Here is a 17,588-nt window from a genome sequence, read left to right as displayed (position 1 = left end):
TCCCCTGAGGGGATCACACCGCGATCCGTTTCTCGTGGGCGTCCGCCGTCAGAGCGCTTGGACCAGAGGTGCGGCGTGCCCCGATCTGCCGCAGCGCCCGCTTCGTATCGAGCGCGAGGGTGAACAGCGTGGGTGCCAGGATCAGCGTGAAAACGGTCGAAACCAGCAAACCGCCCAGCACGACGCTTCCCAAGCCGCGGTAGAGTTCGCTGCCTGCGCCGGGGAAGAACACCAGCGGAGCCAAGCCCAGTAGCGTGGTGGTCGTGGTCATGAAGATGGGCCGCACGCGCGTACGGACGCTCTCCAGAACGGCTTCGCGCGGCGGATAGTCTTCATCGCGTATCAGGTTGAGCGACTGGTGAATGATCAAGATCGGGTTGTTTACAACGGTTCCGATCAGCACGACAAAGCCCAGCATCGTTAGCACATCGAGCGGTTGCGGCGTAAACAGGTTCAGGATTGCCAGTACCATGATTCCTCCCACCGCACCGAGCGGCACGGTCAAGATGATCACCAACGGGTACAGCCACGACTCGAACAACGCCGCCATCAGCAGGTAGGTGATCAGAAGCGCCAGGAGAATGTTGAACCGCAGCGACAGCCAGGTCTCGCGGAGCTTGTCGGCGGTGCCCGCCAGCCCGACCGAGTACGATCCGCTGAGCAAACCGGTCTCGCGCATCGCCGGCACGATCTTTTGTTGGATGATGTTCATCGCGTCTTCCAGGGCGACCTCAGGAGGAGGCGATACCTCGATCGTGATCGCGCGGACACGCTCACGGTGGTTGACCTGCTCGGGGCCGCTGGCCAGCGTCACGTCCGCCATCGCGGTGAGCGGAACGAGCTGACCCGTTGGGGTCGCAACCGGCACGGCACCGATCATTTGGGTGCGTCCCGTAAAGCGATTCTCGCCGATGACGGTCAGGTCGATCTTCTTGCCCTCAAGAAAATAATCGCCCACATAGGCACCATCGACCAGGGCGTCCACGGCGAAACCGATCTCGGTGGCGCTCATCTGCATCTCGGCGGCTTGCATCAGCTTGGGCCGCACGTGGACCTCGGGACTCGACAGGTCGAGACTCGGCACGGGGCGTGCCTGACTGCCGGGCAAGTGTTGGGCAACGCCCCCCAGCGCGATCCGTCCGAGATCAACAAGCCGTTCAACGTCGGGGCCCGTGATCTCGATATCGATCGTTCGGCCGGCGGTCAAACCGTCTTCAAACAGGCTCGACTGCTTGGCGACGACAAACGCGCCGGGCAGCTTCGCCCCGATGCGCGACACCAGCGGAACCAGTTCCGCTGAGCGCAACGGATCGACGGCCCGCACGCCAAGGAAGACGCTTCTCCCACGGACGACGAAGAAAAAATCTTGTATCGCGGGCCCGTCAAGTTGGTTACCGGCAGTGTCTGAAGGGTCGATATCCCAATAGGGCTTAAGCTCGCGTTCGACGGTTTCGCCGAGCTCCATGAGCTGATCAATGTTGTAACCGGGAGGTGGCAACACGATTCCGAACACCAGATTCCGATTGCCCGTCGGCAGGTACTCCACACGCGGCCACAACGCCCAACTGACCCCCGCCGAAAGCCCCACGAGGGCGATCACCGTCACCACTCGGCCGAACGTGCTGCGCTGGATTGCGGCGTTCAGGCCAACGATCGAGCCCGTGAAAGCGTGCCCCAAGCGATCAACTCCTGTCAGTCGGTGCGTGCTGCTATCGGTATCTGCCGGGGGGTCTTTCAGCAGTCGGGCCGCCGCCGTGGGGATCACCACCACGGAAACGATCAGCGAAAGCCCCACCGCGGCGCTGATTGCCAGCGCGATGTCGCGAAACAGCTGTCCGGCCTGCTCCTCGACAAAGATCACGGGCAGGAAGACCGCGATGGTAGTTAGCGTGGAGGAGAGCACGGCTCCCCACACTTCTTGCGTTCCGCGGGCGGCGGCGACGAACGGCGCTTCGCCCAGCGCGCGTCGGCGATAGATGTTTTCGAGCACGACCACGGCGTTATCGACCAGCATGCCCACGGCGAACGCCAGCCCCGCCAGACTGATCACATTAAGCGAACGCCCCAGCAACCCCAGCACCAAGAACGTGCCGACGATGCTTGTCGGAATCGCCAACCCAACCACCAATGCACCGCGGGCGAACCAGAAGCCCGCCCCAATGATCAACGCAACACAGGTCGCAAACCACCAGGGTGAGACGTACACCGCCGCGAGCGAGGTGGCCAGGATCAGCGGGCCGACCACGAGCGCACGGGCTCCGAAATGCAGGAAGCCCATCAGCACCAACATCGTCAGGGCACCGCCAACGAAAATGTTGTTCTGAACCAGTTCCACCGAAGAGTTGATGTACTCCGTTTCGTCATACACCTGGGTGAGTCGCAGGCCGCGCGGTCCGAGCACGTTTTCGTTGAGGCTGGCGTTGACCGCGCGGAGCTCCTTCATTACGTCCAGCACGTTGGCACCGGTCTCACGGAGGCAGTTGACCGCGATGCAGGCCTCACCAAACCGTCGCACCAGACCGCTGGGTTTCTTGAAGCCGAGCCGTACCTCCGCCACGTCGCGGACGTAGACCGGAGCACCATCGCGCACCGCGAGAAGCTGCTCTTCAACCTGCTGGGGCGAGCGGAACTCGTTGAGCGCGCGGACCACCCACCGGCGTTTGCCTTCCCAGAAGTCTCCGGCCGAGGTGTCACGATTCTGGCTCCGTAAGACGTCGCGCACCTGGGTCAGCGTGACCTGTCGGGCGGAGAGCTTCTCGGGGTCGACGATGATCTGCAGCTCATCCTCGAATCCCCCCAAAACGTTCGACTGCGACACGCCAGAGACCCGTTCGAAGCGGGCCTCGATTTCGTCCTCGGCGAAGCGCTCCAGCTGCGGAACGATCAGCTCCGGGGGGGGTGCCAGAGCAGCTGCCTCGGGGTGGGCTTCCACCAGTCGGCGTAGCCGCAGCAAGCGGAGGCCAATGTTCTCGGTCGCTCCGATCCGTTCGATCGAGGGGCGCAGGGCAGGGTGCTCCGCTGCAAATTGTTCGAGCCCTTCAGCGGTGGGCGGGGCGGGGCCCAGAATGAACCAAGCGATCGGCCGACTCGAAGAGTTGGCGGTGACAATCACCGGTTGATCGGCGTCTTCGGGATACTCGGGCACTTGCTGCAGGCGGCTGTTGACCTTCAGCAGCGCCTGATCCATGTCCTCGCCAACGTTGAACTCCAGCGTGATGGTGCTCTGCGAGTCGCTGCTCTCACTGGTGAGTTTGCGGACCCCCTCAACGCCTTTGAGCTGTTCCTCTTGCTCGATCGTGATCTCCCGCTCAACCTCCTGCGGGCTCGCCCCGAGCCAGGTGGTGGTGACGGTGATCGTTGGCGTCTGCACCTCGGGCGTTAGTTGCATCGGCATGCGCAGCAAGGCAATACCGCCAAACAGCGTCATCAACAGCACGCCGACCGCAACCTTAACCGGGTTGCCCAAGAACGAGTCAATCAGATTCATCGCGCGACTCGTGTAATGGGGAATTCACGGCAACGGTGTGGTTCGTTCGGCTACGACGCCTTGGTGGGCAACTCGGCGGGGAGCGCCAAGACTTTTCCGATCCGCACCGGCTGACCGGGGCGGAGCCGCTCGTTGCCTTCAACAACCACCGCGTCGTCAGGACCCAGCTCGCCGACAACCTGCAAAAGCGGGCCGCTCGCCGACCCGATCTCGACCGGCACCGCCCGAACCGTTCCTTCCGAGCCCACCGAAGCGTTCGGACCGATCGCAAAGACCAGCGGCTGACGTCCGCCGAGCACGATCGCGTCTTTAGGAACAAGCATCGCGTTCTGTTGCGAAGCAATCGGCAGCGTCAGTCGGGCGTACATGCCCGGCTTCAGCAGCGGACCCGCGGGAGTGATCTCGTTCTTTACTAGCACCTTCACCGGAAAGGTGCGCGAGCGGCTGTCCGCTTGCGGGATGCTGACCATCACTTTTCCGCGGAACGTTCGCCCGGGGATCGCCGGGATCTCGATCGTGATGATCGACCCGGGCAGGATGAACGGCACACTCTGTTCGACCACCTGCGCTACTACCTCCACCTCATCCAGGGCGACTACTTCGGCGACCGGGTCGCCTCGGTTGACCCACTGCCCGACCTCGGTGTGCTCGGAAACGACGTAGCCGGCGAAGCGCGTGATGATCGTGTGCTTCTGGATCTGGTCCCGCAGACGATCGACCACCGCCTGCTGCATGGCCACCTCAGCGCGGGCTTGGGCGATCACTTCTTTTCGAGAGCCGGCCACGGCGAGCGCGTGCGCCGCCTTGGCTTCGAGGTGCATTTCAGTGGCTTCGGCGGCGTTGGCGATCGCCTCTTCGTACTCGTCTTCGGTAATCGCGCGGTTGGATTGATAGACCCCTTTAACACGATTCAGACGCGCCTCGTTGTAGTTACGCCGAGCCTCGGTCGCTGCCATGCGGGCCCGCAGTTGCTCGATCTCTTCGGGGCGCGACCCCGCTTGCAGCTCGGCCAGGCGCTGTGTCCGCAGGTCAAGCTCCGCCTCAGCAGCCGCCAGCTCAAGCGAGATCGTTTCGATCATCAGTTGAGCTAATTTACTGCCGGACTCGACTCGGTCGCCTTCTTCAACGGGGAACTCCACAACACGACCGTCGACGGCGCTGCCGATCAATGCCCGCTTGACCGGTGCGACGGTCCCCACAAAGACCTGCGTCGCAGCGATGGTGCGCTGCACCACCGGCGAAACCACGATCATCGGGGCCCCTGGCGGCTGCGCCGCGACCGTCGCAAGGGCAACGAGGATCGGCACCAGAGCCGCTATACGAGAGGCCGTGCGAAAGCCGGAAAGGATCTTCATGCGATTCCGTGGGGATCGTTGGACAGGTTATCGCGGACCTTCGCGAGCAGCTTCTTGAGTTGTTCCCGCTCGGCGGGCTTCAGTCCTTCCACGGCGCGCTCGCGGATCTGCCGACCGCAAGCCGCAATCTTTCGCCACAGCGTTAACGCGGCGGGTAACGGCCGGATCGTGTTCTTGCGACGGTCGCTTGCGCAGGCACCACGCTCGATCAGTCCAGCACCCTCCATGCGATTCAGGACCCCCACCAAGTTAGGAGGTTCGATCAGCATGCGTTCGGCTAACTCACGCTGCGAGAGCGGCCCCTCGGCCGCTAGCCAGCCGAGGACCTGCGCCTGCCGATAGGTGATCCCGTGGGGGGAAAGCGTCTCCTGAAACGCACGCATGTAGGTTTGATGGGTCGTCGCCAACCAAAAGCCGACGCTCTGATCGAAGTCGTAGACCAAGGCGCTGGTGTCTCGGCTTGCCTTCGCGGCCGTTGCTATCTTCGTGGCTTGTGCTGATTTATCCGACATTTAGTTATTGTAGTAACGGTTTGGACGGATGACAATTTGGAGCGGCTTTCCACCGAGCGTGCGGCTTCGCGTTGAGGGTCTCGCCACAGGGGGGGGAACGCCCCTGGCGCTCCTCCCCCATCGACGCGCCGATCACAAAACGGTTAGCTGACAGATCGAGCGATGCACCGCTGCGCGCTTGCCTTGCCCCTTGGAGACGAGTCGATGGGCCCCCGATTTCGCGTTTTGCAGCTGGTTATGATCCTCAGCGCGGCGACCACGGCGGGGGCCGACTGGCCGCAGTTCCGCGGAGCGCAGGCCAACGGTGTCGCAACCGGCGCGGCACCGCCAACGGATTGGAGCCCTGCCAGCAATCTTGCCTGGAGCGTCGCGGTCCCCGGCGAGGGATGGTCCATGCCGATCATCGTGGGCGAAAAGGTGCTGGTGACCAGTGCGGTTCCGGTTGCGCCCGACTCCGGCACCGGCACCGACACCGCACGCTATCGGTTCGAGGTGCGCTGCTACGACTTGTCAACCGGCGAACTGCGGTGGAGCCGTGTCGCGGCCGAGCAGGCCCCCCGTGCGCCTCGTCATGCCACCAACACTTATGCCAGCGAAACTCCCGTGACCGATGGCGAGTTTGTGTACGCCTCGTTCGGACCTAACGGGCTGTACTGCTACGGACTCGACGGCGAGCTGCGCTGGTCGAAGGACTTGGGCGTCTATCCGATGGCCAACGACTGGGGATCGGCGAGCAGCCTGGCGCTTCATCAGGGGCTGCTTTTCGTGCAGAACGACAACGAGCAGCAGTCGCACCTGGTTGCTCTGGATAAGGCCACGGGCGAGCAGCGCTGGCGTGTCGAACGCCCGGGCGAAGTCTCCAATTGGAGCACGCCCATCGTGTGGCGCAACTCGGTGCGCACCGAGCTTGTGGTTGGCGGCAAGACGGTCCGTTCTTACGACCCCGCGACGGGCGTCGAGAACTGGTCGATGTCGATCGGTGGCCGCAGTTCGGCCTCGCCCGCGACCGATGGCGATACGCTGATCGTGGGCAGCGAGAACCGCGTCCGCCGGGGGGGCTCGCCGGGTGGCTTGTTTGCCGTGCGGGCCGGCGCTCAGGGCGCTATCGAGGTGAGCCAGCCCGAGGCCGCGGGGGCGGGCCTCGTGTGGGCCAACCCCCGCGGTGCCGTGGGCATGGCGTCGCCGCTGGTGGTGGACGGTAAAATCTATATTCTGCCCCGCCGCGGCGCGATCCTGCGCGTGCACGATCTCGCCACCGGCGAGCAGATCCATCAGGGGCGGCTTCAAGGGGGATCCACGTTTTGGGCATCTCCGTGGGCGGCCGGAGGTAAAATCTATCTGCTCGATGACGCCGGCACGACATTTGTTTTTTCGCCCCCACGGGGCTACGAGCCGATTGCCGCGAACGCTTTGCCCGGCCAGTTCTGGAGTACGCCGGCCGTTTCTGACGGAGCGATCGTGCTCCGCAGCGCGGATCGGCTGTATTGCGTGCGGGCTCAGGACGCCGACCGAAACTAACCGCCTCTCAGGGGCGGTCATGGCAGCGCCCCGCGCCTAAACTCAACTTGCCGAGAGCAAAGTGCGTCGGCAGACCCTTTCCGCGAGCCTTGCAGCTGCGGTTTGCCGAAAAAATTTCTTCGTAAAAGAGAGGTCCGATGCTGTCGCTACCACCGAGAAACACTGCCCGGCACTCCCGCGCTTTCACGCTTGTTGAGTTGCTCGTGGTGATCGCGATCATCGGCATCTTGGTAGCGCTGCTGTTGCCCGCGGTGCAGGCGGCCCGCGAAGCCGCCCGCCGCACGCAGTGCACCAATCAGTTGCGACAGATCGGCCTGGCGATCCAGAACTACCACGACGCGAAAGGGAGTTTCCCGACCGGTCGCAATGCCACGGACCCCTACGCGTTGTCGTGGGCCTATTTTCTCTTGCCGCAGCTCGAGGAGCAGGCGATCCACGACGCGCAGGTGCCTGCGGATCGTGTTGATGCCCCCAGCAACGCCGTCGCGATGCGGACCCCGATCGAGGCCTACGCGTGCCCCAGCCGCCGCTCCGCCGCCGCGGACCGCGACTTTGACAACGACGACGCCAGCCCGTTGGTTACAGGGGCCGCGGTGCTCGGGGACTATGCCGCGAACGCTGGCCTTGAGGAAGACATGGGCATGGAGGCCAACGACTTCATCGAAGAAAACCCGGTCGGCAATATCTTTGTTGCACGCAACGAGATCGACGCCACGCTGGCCGGTCCGATCTTTAGCGGTTCACGCGTGACCGGGCAGCAAGTGACCGACGGGTTGTCGAAGACGCTCGCGATCGGTGAACGCTATCTTCCACCGGCTGATCCCGACTGGCCGGCGGATCGGGTTCACTACTTTCAGGGCGACACCTGCTTCCTGGCGGGAGATCGTATCGAGACGATCTTACGCGGCACGGAAGGCGGGCTCTCGGATCCGGGCAGCCGCGACCGGCGCAGCAACCAGAATTTCGGCAGCGAACACCCGACAGTCACGCTGTTTGTCTTCCTCGATGGGCACACCCAGGCCTTGTCATCGGGGCAAGACGCTGAGGCGACCGGCCTCAATCCCAACGGCGTGGAAGACATCCGGATGAGCGACGAATGGCTCTGGCTGGGTGCCATCAGCACGATCGCCGGGGAAGAAGTCGTCCGGTTCTGAACCACACCGGCGCTACGACTTGCGACCTCGCGGGCATGCTTGGCATGTTACCAGCAGCGCGACCGCAACCAGGGCCGCCGGCTCGGGGATGGCGGTGACACCAACGCCCCAGTTGGCCAGCAGCGCGTTCAGTTCGTCGTTGTCGATGGTCGGACCGCTGGGCGCGGCACCGTTCCAGCCGGTTGGCTGCGGCGCTGCCATGGCACCCCAGTTGGCCAGCAACAGATTCAGGTCCGTGTTGTCCACGATCCCGTCGCCGCTGAAGTCGCCAGGCGTGGGCGGGGCAACAAACTCGGCCTGCGGGTCCCAAAAGACGGTGTCCAAGAAAACGGTTGCGTCGCTCGCCCCGAAGATTTGGATCGAATCGAGCGTGACCCACGTGCCGTCGATCTGCCCGTTGCCGGCTCCGACCCACGCTTCCCACTCGCTCGCTTCATCGAGCTGCCAGCGGTACTCACGCCACTGCCCGTCGGCGATCACCGGACGGCGCACCCCGCGATCCCCCGTCACCGGGTCATCGATCGCGAGCGAGACCTCGAGGCCCGGATCGGTGGTCTTCATCCAGAAGCCGACCGCCCCGATCGATTCAAACTGTAGGTTCGACTCGAACTCCGCGACGTTCTGGCTGCCGCCGTAGTCGCTGAATCGTGCTCCCGCGACGTGCCGCAGCAGGAAGTCACCGCCGAGCGTTTCGTCGTAGTTGATATCGATCCGCTGCGAGTGCGTTCCCTCGTGGGCCGTGGTTGCGTCACGCTCGGCGGTCGAACCGGCGAGGTTGGCGGTGGTGCTGCCGGAGAACGTCGGGGCTCTGCCAAACACGCCTTCATGGCCGCCGATCACCCCGTCCGAGGCGCGTCCGCTGCCGTAGTCGTCAAAGTCGGTGAGCACCTTGCGGCTAAACTCCACGCCGGTACCCGCGGTCTTGGCGGTGCGCACCTGGATATCGGCACCGTAGTAATACTTGAGGATGTCCAGATAATTGATCGAGTTGTCTGAGAGATAGTCGGCCCCGTTTTGGCTCTTGGCACCGCGGTTGGGCCAGTTGGGGTTGGTCGGCGACCCGACAAAGCCGAGCGTGGTCCCCAGGTTGTTGCCCGCGAAGAGTCCGTCCTCATACGTGTAGGTCACAAACCGCTCGGTGTTGCCCGTGCTGGGAGCGCCGGGTGCCGGTCGGGCGCTGGGGCTGGCGGGGTTGAACGGCGCGGTCGGGATCGCCCCCGCCACATAGAACGAGGCAATCAGCACGTCGCGCTGCACGCCCACCGTGTCGCGTACCCAGAGGATCTCGCCCTCGGTGGCTTGGGCGGCGGCGTAGTGGATGGCGCGCGGCGTGGAGCCGCTGAAGACCTGATCGTTCTGGCCGTCGCCGATGACGCCCGAGGGCCGATCATCGACGATGAAATAGGCGAACGTGCGGGCCGCGACCGCCTGGGCCTTGAGCGCCTCGAAGCTCGCCAGCCCGTTTTCGCTGACCACCACGCCGGGCACGTACTCCGACTCGGTCGGCACGTTGCGCCGCAGAGCCGGGTTGTTGTCCACATCGACCGTTATGGTTGGCCGGGCGTTGAACTCCGACTGCCCCCGGGCGGGGCCGGCCGAAAGAACCAGCACCGACAGGGCCGCTGCCAGAGCACCAAAGAAACGTCCGTTGCGGGATTCCATCACGTTCTGCCTGTTCCGTTACCGATGGGGAGAAGCCTGAGCGGATTACTTGCTACCCCCCCAGTCTAGCCAAGAAGCAGGAAAACTGACGGTTCGACGCCGCACGCTATCAGCGCCTTTGCGCACGCCTCCTGGCCAGTGCCCCGGGGTGCCCGCAGGGGTGCCCGTCGCAGGGTGCCCGGCGGCGTGCCCGTGGGCCCGGCGGCAGCGCCGTGAGGCCCTGGCAGCGCCGTGAGGCCCCGCGGGCGTGCCCAGTAGGCCCCTGCGGGGGGGCGTGGTAGTGCGCTTGCCCTGACCCCGTGTGGGCAATTCGTGACGGCTTACCCCTAGAAATAACCGACAAAATCGTGCAAATTACGAGGCTATCGCGAGGTGCTGCGAGCCGCCCAACGGATGCGCGGATTCGGCCCGACCGACCTGTCTTGCTCACGAGCCAACCCGTCGATGCCCTGCCAAACCTCCTCCGCCGCTGAAACCCGTGCCGTAGCGTCCCGCGCCGCGTGGGGCGATGCCGCCGGTATCGCTGCCTCGGTCGCCTGTGCCGTGCACTGTGCCCTCGTGCCGGTAACGGTTGGCTACCTGCCGGCGTTGGGGCTCAGCTGGGTCGCGGGCAAGGGTTTCCACCAGGGGATGACCGCCCTTTGCTTTGCCGTGGCGGTGCTGGCCTTTGCCCCTGGCTTCCGCAAGCACGGCAAGATCGCCCCGGCGTTGCTCGGTTTGTTGGGCGTGGGACTGCTGGCGATCGAGGCCTTTGGCGTCGCCGGTCTCTCGTGTGCCGCGTGCCTGCCCGGCAGCCAAACAGCCGCGACGGGCGAGTCGCTGCTAAGCCGCTACGCGGTGGTGCTGCCGCCCATGGCGGGCGTGATCCTCGTGGCGGCTCACCTGCTCAACCATCGCTACGCCTGCCTGTGCTGCAAGTCGGGGCATCAGCACCCGCACGAAGGCTGAAGCCCCCCACCGCACAGGTGATGCGGGGAGGGGATGCGGATAACGGGATCCGGTGACAGGTGTTCGGGCCCGGCATGTGGGCCCGGCATACGAGTACTGTAGGCTGCACAGCATCTTGGCACAGCGCTGCGTCCCTCGCGCCGGGTGCTACGGCGGGCTTGCCCAGCGGTGCTTTTCGAGGGTACCCGGCGTCCGGTGCCGGACAAGCGGGGCCGGGGCAGCGGGCATCTTCTGTTCTTGCCGTGTTTGTTCCGTGCGGCGTGCGTGGCAGCGTTTCACCGCTTACCCCGGGTTACCCCTCCCGTGGGAGTGGTGAAACGCGGTGAAGCGGTGAACCCGTCAAACCCAGTGAAGCGTCGAAGCGCCGGGTGCCCAGCGAAGCCCAGCCGAGACCGCCGAGAAAAGCAGCGTGGCGAGGTCTTGGCGAAGACAAGCCGAGACCGCCGAGAAAAGCAGCGTGGCGAGGTTTTGGCTAAGACAAGCCGAGACCGCCAAAAAAACCAGTCGGGCTGAAAGGATTCGAACCTTCGACCTCTGCGTCCCGAATCCGGCCAAGACGTGGCGTCTGAGCGGCGTTTTCCTCTACGTTCCACGAGACTTTACGCGATCGCTGCCGCATTGCAAGGCATTGCGATCGAGCGCGTTATTCTTCGAGTTCTTGCGGTATGTTACCGGGGTTTTTGAGTAAATACTCGATAACTCCGCGCGCTTGGCATGTTGCCTGTTTCACTCCGATCGAGCGCATGCCCGACGATCCGCACCAAGCAATCATCCGGCGACATCTCCGCCGGGCACTCGGGCGCTTCCGGCGCCGGGATCTTGTTACCGCGTGACATAGGGGCCTCCGGGGTTGAAGACGATCGAGTCATTCAAGCTACAGCCTAATGCACTTCCAATCGACCGGGCCGCCTGCTCCTGCGTGCTCCCCTGGGAGAGGTGAACCTCCGCTTCGCGGAGCTTACCGATGATCTCTTCAGCCGTGTGCTTCTTGCCTCTAGGCATCTCTAGCCTCCTTCAAGTGGCGTCCAATCCGCCTGATCTTCGATCAGAACCTGGACTCGTTTGAAGGGGGAAGGTCAATATGAAAGGGAGTGAGCGTCGTCAGGTCCTGGAACGGCATCGGCATCGTGCGATTGCTATCGTACCGATGCGAGGTCATCCAGGCGAATTCGCGTTGATGAGGATTCGCCGGATCGGGCTCGGGGAGGGCCACCCCATCCGCCTCGGCATAGAGGGTCCGCACGACATTCACGCGCCCTTCTGCGGTGGGCTCCAGGTCATAGTCGGTTCCGCGCGTCATTAGGAGCCACGCCGCTTCGCGATATCCTCGATGGAGTCGGCGCCGCGCTGCCTCGGCATAAGTCTTTCGCTCTTTCTCAGTGAGTTCCCCGTTAGCGCTGATCGCTGAGAGCATCTTCTGTGTTTCTGACAGGTCGTAGCTCACCCAACCGTTAGGGGGCAGATAGACTTCCAGTTTGCAGTGGGACGGCGAGTCTTTCGGGAAGAGCGCCAGACCATAGGTGACCCGCGTCGGGAAACCCAACTCTCGGCCGAAAGCGGCGCACAGCCCGTGGTAATCGCTGCAATGGCCAGCGCGTTCGCGCAGGGCATGCTCCGCGCTCGCGGCGAGCGAAGCATTCGCGTGATCGTATTGAAGATTCTGTTCGATCCAGTCCATCGCCCTGGTAAGGTTCGCGTTCTTCGGTTCGGCCGCGGCTTGCTGGGGGGCGACGATATCTTGCAAGAGAGACTCCCCGTCTTCCCCGAGCGCTATCGCCGTATCAGCCTCCAAGTAAGGAGCAAACTCGTCGGGCCATTTCGTTGGGGTGGAAGCGGCTGCCGGGTCGATGTTCCAAACGAGTTCGCGCGTCTTCACACGCAGCCGATGCGTAATGAGTTGCGCGCCTTTCGGCTCGATAAACTCAAAGTAAGCGAAGCGATTGCCATAGCGACTCTCGGCGCCGATCTCCGGATCGACAGCGGTCGGAAAGGTGCTGAAACTGAGCGATTCGCACTGCTGGGCGTTGTCGCTCGGCGGCAACGGCATCCACACGCGTAGCCGCTTCGTCCCGTGCGGCGCCGTGACCGCTGCGGTGAAAACGATCTCCGTATCAACCGGCGTTCCTTGTTTGGCGGAATAGGGCTGATTGGCGCGCAAATCATCGTCGGCGACCAAGGCCTGCGGCATTAAGCATGCTAGGAAGAACGCCAAGGCTAGTATGTGTTTCATTGATAGTTGCTCACCATGAGGAATCATTAGCGCAATTCATAAACGACGCAGGGGCCACAGTATAGCTGCGGCCCCTGCGTGTTCTCGGTTATCACTAAGTTGACCAGTCCTGGTTGCACTTAGCCACGCATGCCTACCACAGCCCTGCGGAAGCCGCGCCGCTCGCGGCGGGCTTCTTCCTCCTGCTGGGTTTCTTCAGCGGCGTAGTAGGCGAACGCCGCGTCAGTCGACTTGGTCGAGCTAGCCGGCTCGGCGGCGACAGCCGACTCAACCGGATCGACGCTCGATGTGGTCGCGAACGAAGTCGCCGCACCGGCGCCGAGGCCCCAGTCGCCCAACAGCGCGTTCAACTCGCCATTGTCAACCGTGCCGCTGAAACCGTTCACCCAGGTGGGGGGAACGGTGCTCGAACCCCAGTTGGCTAGCAACAGGTTCAGGTCCGAGTTATCGACCCGACCATCGGCGTTGAAGTCGCCTGCCGACAGACGCGATAGAGCCAAGACGCGATCGCTGCCGGTGACCGATCCGGTGTTCGCGGTGTCCACCGCACGACCATTACCGATGATGCCGTTGCCGACCAAGTTCAACTGGAAGTTGCCTGAAGGCAGACCGCCTCCCGGGGTCGTCGCGGCGCCGGTAAACGACAGCGTCAGCGTGTTCGTCCCGAAGCCGCTGATGACCGGAACGGCGTCCACACCGGGTATGGCGACACCGCTGGTGTCGGTGATCGAGATGCCCTCGCCACCGGGGCCCACCGCGCCACCGTCACCCTCGGTAACCTGGCTGATCGGGCCATTGAAGGTCAGCGTGACTAGACCATTCGCAGCGACCGAAGAACTTACGAGCGAAACGAGCGGGCTTTGAGCCGCCGTGCCGACGTTCGTCTCACCCGGGGTGAGCGCGGCCCCTGCCACGGGCAGGCCAAACGCTTCGCCTGCTTCGTACAGCAGATAGTCATCGCCGGCGGGGAACAAGTCGCCACCGAACCAAGACGTGCCACGGTTACGTTGCGTATCGCCACGGAAGCGGCTCACAGCGTCCACGTCCGGGTCTGAGACGCCAAACGCGGCGACGTTGGTCGAAGGACCGTACAACTGGTCTTCGGCGCCAAGCACCCGCACGCCGAGCGAGTCAACAATCTGCACGCCGCTAGGCAACTCCAACGAGCCGTCATCGTCCCAGTCGTAGTCGAACGAGGTCGTCGTCAGGTCGGTGAAGGGGCTGTAGAGCAGCAAATAGGTCGTCGAGTCGTTCTGGCTTGCGACGTTCTCCGTGCCGATCGAGCCGAGGCGGTCAATCTGCGTGGCGCCGGCCGGCACGTTGAAGCCAAAGTCGGCGGCGTCCGGCGTCAACAGCGTGTGGCCGTTCGTGCCGTTACGGAAGTCGCCGATGTCGACTACCTTCTCTGCCACACCAGTGCGGTCTCCCACGAGACCTTCGACCGCCACGTAGTAGAGGGAGCCCATGCCGATGCCAGCCGTACCGGTGAGTTCAACGAACTCGTATGGGGGATCGTTACCGGGCGAGTTGATCCAGATTTCGTTGAGCAGCAGATTCGAGGCGAACGGGTTGAAATCGTTGTCGCGAATCGTCAGCTCGGCTTCGCTGCGCGAGAAGTCGAGTCCGGCGCCGCTGAGCGTTAGAGTGAACTTCTCGTTCGCCTCGACGAGTAGGTCGTTCGTGACGCCAATGTTGAAAGTCTTGAACAGCTCGCCGCTGGCGAAGTTTACCGAGCCCGAGAGAGTGCTCACATCGGCCGCGGAACCCGTACCGAGGCTCAGGCTCCAGTTCACGGTTGCGGCACCTGTCGATCCCCCCTTGCGGGTGATCGTAATCGAGGCTGAGCCAGCGTCCTCGTTCACGCGGTACTGGGCGTCGGAAAGGCCGAACGTGCCGGTGTTGCCCGATTCCGGAGCGGTGTACAGGATCGTCAGTTCCGGCCGAAACGTTCCTGTGGCGAACGCTTCAGAGCTATTGAAGCTCCACAGCGAGGCGGAATCGCTAATGATCGACCAGCCATAATTCTGGTCGGCGCCGTTGGCCCAAGCTTGGAGCGTATCGACATCGAGCGGAATCTCGACCAGTCCAGCGCGGCCGGCGTCGGGCACCGTGCCGTCAGGCGTGGCGGAAGCTTCCACTCCGTCCGGCGTGACGCCGTTCAGAATGCTGCCGCCAGCCGACCCCTGCGGATCAAGCCACGTAGCGTTGATCTCTTCCCAGTCCTGCTCCATCTTAAAGAAGTTGACCTCGGCACCCGACGAGACGTTGGTCACATTGACTGTCAAGAAAGCGTCGAAGATTTGTGAGCCGAAGGGGACTTGTCCCGCACCGGCACCAAACAGATTGTCGAAACGAATCAGCCCCTGTTGAGGACGGATTTGGGTGGGCGTGTCTTCCCCTTCGCCCTTCACCTGGTCGACACGGACGATACCGTCCTGACCGAAAGTGTCGAACAGCTGGTCGCCATCAATCGTGGCGTCCTGCGTGCCGAAGTAACCATTCACTCCATTCTGGAACGTTGCGGTTGAGACGTCGGCGTCGGCGATCGTGACGGTGGCCAAGCCGTTCGCGGCCGGCGAACCAGTTACACGTCCGTTGGTAACCAGATAGTCGCCGCTGGCGTCGGTGATTTGCAGCGTGAAGCGCTCGAAGCCTTCCGCCACGCTGTCAGGAATTAGGTTGATCGTCACGGGGATCTCCGCGACGCCCACGCCGAAGGTGACCGTCTCGGTTTTGGCGACAAAATCGACGCCAGACTGAGCCGTGCCGCCAATCGTCGTGTAGGTCACATCGACCGTTTCGTTCAAGTCACCGGTGCGGCGGAGCATGACGGTCACGCTGCCGTCGGCTTCGGCGACTTCGGCATTCTGATCTTCCACGTCGAAGAACACGGTCCGCAGCACGTTAGGGGCGCCGGGAGTCAGCACCGCGCCGTCCGGAGCGACAACGCTTATGAAGAACGTGTCGTTCGCGTAGGTGATCGGACCGGTCGAATCGTCGCCACTGAGGATATCGCCATTGAACCAGGCGCCAATCGAGTTAGGCAGCTTCTGTCCCGCGCGACGCGAGACCGCGTCCGAGGTCACACCGCTTGAACCAGAAACGCCCGTCGGCTGGTGGACGTGGACACCTGGGTTGCCGATCTCGGGCGGGGCGAGGGTGCGGTCGCGGTCGCCGCCGCCACCTTCCACCACGCCCACGCTATCGACGACTTGCGCGCCGGCAGGCAATTGATCGAGGATGCCGAGGCCCGTGCCGATCGCCTGGTTCGTGGCGTTCTCGTAGGCGCCGATCGTGTCGTAGTCGACTCCCTGCACGATCGGAGCGCCGAGGCTACGAATCAGAGCGTAGGTCTGAGACGAGTCTTCGATCTTACCGCCGGCGCCATCGAGCGCCGCCGTCGAGAAGACATTCGTCCCCGCCGCAGCGGTGTAAGCCCAGTTGCTGGGGGTAATGACAAGCAGGCCGTTGGATCCGAAGGTTTGCCCGCTCAGATCAATCACCAAGTCGGCGATGCCGGTCGCTTCGCCGGCGGTGCCGCCCAACTCTTCCTCTTCACCTTCAAAGATGGTGAAGTAGTAACCGTTGAGCGAAGCGCCGGGCGTACCGATCAGCTCGATGTACTCACGGTTGGTCTCGTCGCTGGCGTTACTGACGTTGGCGAGCACTTCGTTGATCAGCGCGTCGTCGTCGCCAATCGAAAGCGTTGCGACGCCCTGCCCCGCCACGATCGGCGCGCCGGAAAGGGTCACCACAACCGTTTCGTTCCCTTCCAGAGCAGTGTCGCCCAAGATATCGACCGGAATGGTCTTGACGGTTTCGCCCGAGGCAAAGTTGAGAGTGCCGCTGGCGGCGACAAAGTCGGACCCAGCCGTCGCTGTGCCGGCGGTGATGGTGTAGTTCACCGAGGCGGCACCGGTGACGCCCCCTACGCGGTAGACTTCCAAGAGCGTGGTCTTCATGCCAGCGTCCCCCTCGCCCACGGTCGGCGCGGTGTTGAGGAACTCGAACTGGCCGGCTCCGCTGGGCGCGGTGAAGTCGACAATCAGCCGCGGACGCTGCGCTTGAGCCGACTCCTTAGTGCGGAAGTCCCAGCCGTTGGTGGCGGCGCTCTCGACCATCCAACCGAAGTTGCTGTCGCCCGCCGCCCAGTATTGCAGCGACGTCTTCACGTCGAAGCGACCAGCAGTCGGGCTATTCGCGCTCGTATCGGGGTCGAACAGAATCGAATCGGGCGGGAAGTCCGAGGCCTCGCCTTCCGAAGCTTGAACGCCGCCAATGTCGCCGAAGCTGCTCCACGTGGCGGTCGACTCACTCCAGTCCTCTTGCATGCGGAAGAGGCTCATCTGCATCGACGAGTTCGAGTCGTTCACCACGTCGACGATCAGGGTCGCCGAGTTGATCGTCGATCCCAGCGGAATCTGCCCAGGGAGATTGCCGAAGATGTCGCCGAACTTCACCAGACCCTGACGAACGCCGTTGGCGTCTTGCTGGTCGGGGCTGATCGAACCCTCGGTGCCGAAGTTGACTTCCGGCTGGCGCGAATAAAGTACGGTGTCTTCTTGTCCGGCGTACCCGTTGAGGCCTTGCTGGAAGGTGAAGGACGTGAGCAACTGACGCGACTCAAGCCCTTCGAAACGGGTGCGACGCTGAACTGCAGCTCGCCGCCGCGCCGATTCACGGCGACGCTTGGCCAACTTCTTGTTGGAAAATCGCATTAGG

The 17,588-nt window shown here is 63.5% G+C and carries 10 protein-coding genes; 3 read left to right on the top strand and 7 right to left on the bottom strand.

Annotated features, from left to right (window positions below; all coding sequences use genetic code 11):
• Window positions 1-13 precede the first annotated feature (13 nt).
• From Pla111_RS10210 to Pla111_RS10200, 3 genes are read right to left on the bottom strand one after another with little or no spacing between them, the layout of a single operon-like run.
• Entirely contained in the window at window positions 14-3,487 is a 3,474-nt protein-coding gene (locus Pla111_RS10210; protein WP_146574005.1) for an efflux RND transporter permease subunit, read from the bottom strand.
• Window positions 3,488-3,537: 50 nt separating this feature from the next.
• Entirely contained in the window at window positions 3,538-4,842 is a 1,305-nt protein-coding gene (locus Pla111_RS10205; protein ID WP_197524939.1) for an efflux RND transporter periplasmic adaptor subunit, read from the bottom strand.
• The gene (locus tag Pla111_RS10200) at window positions 4,839-5,354 is read right to left on the bottom strand and encodes a MarR family winged helix-turn-helix transcriptional regulator (protein WP_146574003.1); all 516 of its coding nucleotides are present in this window, start codon (window positions 5,352-5,354) and stop codon (window positions 4,839-4,841) included. Before Pla111_RS10200 ends, Pla111_RS10205 begins: the two co-directional genes overlap by 4 nt.
• 204 nt (window positions 5,355-5,558) lie before the next feature.
• Between Pla111_RS10200 and Pla111_RS10195 the strand changes: the two genes are divergently transcribed.
• Together Pla111_RS10195 and Pla111_RS10190 are read left to right on the top strand one after the other, a co-directional pair.
• Window positions 5,559-6,872 carry an outer membrane protein assembly factor BamB family protein gene (locus Pla111_RS10195; RefSeq protein ID WP_197524938.1) on the top strand — a complete coding sequence of 438 codons (1,314 nt, stop codon included), beginning with the start codon at window positions 5,559-5,561 and terminating at the stop codon, window positions 6,870-6,872.
• Window positions 6,873-7,009: 137 nt separating this feature from the next.
• Window positions 7,010-8,026 carry a DUF1559 domain-containing protein gene (locus tag Pla111_RS10190; protein ID WP_146573999.1) on the top strand — a complete coding sequence of 339 codons (1,017 nt, stop codon included), beginning with the start codon at window positions 7,010-7,012 and terminating at the stop codon, window positions 8,024-8,026.
• Window positions 8,027-8,038: 12 nt separating this feature from the next.
• On the opposite strand, the gene Pla111_RS10185 is transcribed toward Pla111_RS10190, so the two are convergent.
• Window positions 8,039-9,688, bottom strand: a complete 1,650-nt coding sequence (locus Pla111_RS10185; protein ID WP_146573997.1) for a SpoIID/LytB domain-containing protein — start codon at window positions 9,686-9,688, stop codon at window positions 8,039-8,041.
• 444 nt (window positions 9,689-10,132) lie between these two features.
• Here Pla111_RS10185 and Pla111_RS10180 point away from each other — a divergent pair, with 444 nt between their 5' ends.
• The gene (locus Pla111_RS10180; RefSeq protein WP_197524937.1) at window positions 10,133-10,636 is read left to right on the top strand and encodes a MerC domain-containing protein; all 504 of its coding nucleotides are present in this window, start codon (window positions 10,133-10,135) and stop codon (window positions 10,634-10,636) included.
• An 822-nt stretch (window positions 10,637-11,458) separates the two neighbouring features.
• On the opposite strand, the gene Pla111_RS10175 is transcribed toward Pla111_RS10180, so the two are convergent.
• The 3 genes from Pla111_RS10175 to Pla111_RS10165 form a co-directional block, all read right to left on the bottom strand.
• On the bottom strand, window positions 11,459-11,638 hold the full coding sequence (locus tag Pla111_RS10175) for a hypothetical protein (RefSeq protein WP_146573993.1): 180 nt from the start codon (window positions 11,636-11,638) through the stop codon (window positions 11,459-11,461).
• A 43-nt stretch (window positions 11,639-11,681) separates the two neighbouring features.
• Window positions 11,682-12,866, bottom strand: a complete 1,185-nt coding sequence (locus Pla111_RS10170) for a transglutaminase-like domain-containing protein (protein WP_197524936.1) — start codon at window positions 12,864-12,866, stop codon at window positions 11,682-11,684.
• Between the two features lie 119 nt (window positions 12,867-12,985).
• Window positions 12,986-17,584 carry a Calx-beta domain-containing protein gene (locus Pla111_RS10165; RefSeq protein WP_146573991.1) on the bottom strand — a complete coding sequence of 1,533 codons (4,599 nt, stop codon included), beginning with the start codon at window positions 17,582-17,584 and terminating at the stop codon, window positions 12,986-12,988.
• Window positions 17,585-17,588 lie beyond the last annotated feature (4 nt).

It is taken from the genome of Botrimarina hoheduenensis (genome assembly GCF_007859815.1).
Classification (GTDB): Bacteria; Planctomycetota; Planctomycetia; order Pirellulales; family Lacipirellulaceae; genus Botrimarina; species Botrimarina hoheduenensis.
Note: the sequence above shows the minus strand (reverse complement) of the source record. Positions and strands in the feature narration are given on the sequence as shown.